Source organism: Mesorhizobium sp. M7A.F.Ca.ET.027.03.2.1 (assembly GCF_003999175.1).
Lineage (GTDB): Bacteria > Pseudomonadota > Alphaproteobacteria > Rhizobiales > Rhizobiaceae > Mesorhizobium.
In genome coordinates this window covers 1-1,862 of sequence record NZ_RZOM01001153.1, presented here as the reverse complement: position 1 = coordinate 1,862, position 1,862 = coordinate 1, and the positions used below count along the sequence as shown (strand labels likewise).

Genomic DNA, 1,862 nt, shown 5'->3' with positions numbered 1-1,862 from the left:
ATCCTTGGCTGCGACCGGGCCGATGCCCTTGATCACGGTCAGATCGTCCGGCTCACCCTTCGGCGCCTTGAACAGCGGCGCTGCCGCGGTCTCGGCTGCCTTTGTCTCGGCTGCCTTGGCCTTGGGCTCCTTCTTCGGCGCGGCTTCCGCCTGCACCTCGGTGGCGGCCCGGCCTTCACCTTCTTCGGCGCCTTGACCGATGCCGTCTTCGTCGGCTTGGCGCCACCCAGCAGGATCTCGGAGATCCGCACGGTGGTCAAAAGCTGGCGATGGCCGATCTTGCGGCGCGAATTCTGCCGGCGGCGCTTCTTGAAGGCGATGACGGTGCGGTTCTTGCCCTGCTCGACGACTTCGGCGGTGACCACCGCGCCGTCGACGAACGGCGCGCCGAACGTGACATTCTCGCCTTCGCCATGTGCGAGGACGTGGCCGATCTCGACCATATCGCCGACAGCGGCTTCGAGTTTTTCGATCTTCAGAAGATCGTTGGCGGCAACGCGATACTGCTTGCCACCCGTTTTAATGACTGCGAACATTTTTTGCCTTTCGCTGTTCGGTCGGCCTTGATGAACCGCCTGAGGCAGTTCAGCCGTCTTTTTGTCAGTCTGCGGGTTCAAAAAACAAGCGGCGCGGAAGAACCCTCCACGCCGATTGCGCGCTGTCCCTAACCGAAGGTTGAGTGCGAGTCAAGGCAAACAGCTGTTGTCGGGACAGTTGTTGGCGGCCGAAGGACCGAGCGTGTAAGCACGACTGCACAGCATCACCGTCGTCGTGGCAAGAATGCGTGACTGGTCACCGACCTACCCAGGCCGCGCGGCCGCTGAACCGTCGCGAATCCGCTGCTTGCCTGCGAAGCCAAATAACTGACGGATTGGCCTTGTAACCTGCCCGTTCAGCCGTTATCTAGTGCGCCGCGCCGGCAACGGCCGACCATGACCGCGGAGAGGTGGCAGAGTGGTCGAATGCACCGCACTCGAAATGCGGCATGGGTGCAAGCCCATCGGGGGTTCGAATCCCTCCCTCTCCGCCATTTAGCTTCCATAATAATCGTTTCCTTTCAAAAGCTTCCTTGTTGCGCTTGACCAGCGCGAAGCGAAACTTATCTTAGACTGTGTAACAAACTGTGTAACATTAGAGAAAGATAATGCGACGTTCCGCAGCGCCAAAGCCGCATAAACGTGAAGGCATCTGGTATCTCGTCCGCAGGGTGCCGAAGGAATTCGCGGCGTTTGATCGCCGCTGCCTAGTACGCATTTCCACGGGCGTCGCCGTGGCTGACGATCCCCGCGGTGTACGGGCGCGAGATGCAGTGCAAAGCCTCGGCGCGGGGCTGGAGGCGTATTGGCGTAGACTGCGGGAAGGCCAATCCGCCGAGGCGGGGCTGCGTTTCGAAGCCGCGAGGAAGCGCGCGCGGTCATTTGGATTGGCCTATCGCTCTAACGAGGAACTAGCAGCGGGGCCGCTCGACGAACTCATGGCCCGTATCAAGCTGCTCCTCGACAAAAAATCGATCGAGGACGCGCAGGACGTCTCGGCCGTCATGGGTGGGGAGAAGCGGCCAGCGGTCCGCCTGAGCGGTCTTATCAAGGAATTCGAGACGATCGAGCAACAGAACTTGCTGACCATGTCGCCTAACCAAATCAAGAAATGGCGTAACCCCAAAAAGCGCGCAGTTGCCAATCTGGTTGGAGTCATTGGCGACAAGGAGATCGCAAGCCTCACTCGGGACGACGCAATCGCGTTCCGCGAGTGGTGGCAAAAGCGGATCGTTGAGGATGGACTTGATATCGGTACGGCCAACAAGGACATCGGCCATGTTTCGAAAATGCTGCGCGTCGTCGATCTGACTCACCAGCTCAAGC

At 60.0% G+C, this 1,862-nt stretch carries 1 tRNA gene and 2 pseudogenes; 2 read left to right on the top strand and 1 reads right to left on the bottom strand.

Annotated elements, in window-relative coordinates:
* Positions 1-536, bottom strand: a pseudogene (gene rplU, locus EN750_RS32310) (50S ribosomal protein L21); the annotation flags it as partial.
* Positions 537-940: 404 nt separating this feature from the next.
* Here rplU and EN750_RS32305 point away from each other — a divergent pair.
* Together EN750_RS32305 and EN750_RS32300 are read left to right on the top strand one after the other, a co-directional pair.
* Positions 941-1,030 (top strand) — tRNA-Ser (locus tag EN750_RS32305).
* 114 nt (positions 1,031-1,144) lie between these two features.
* A pseudogene (locus EN750_RS32300) lies at positions 1,145-1,862 on the top strand (integrase); the annotation flags it as partial.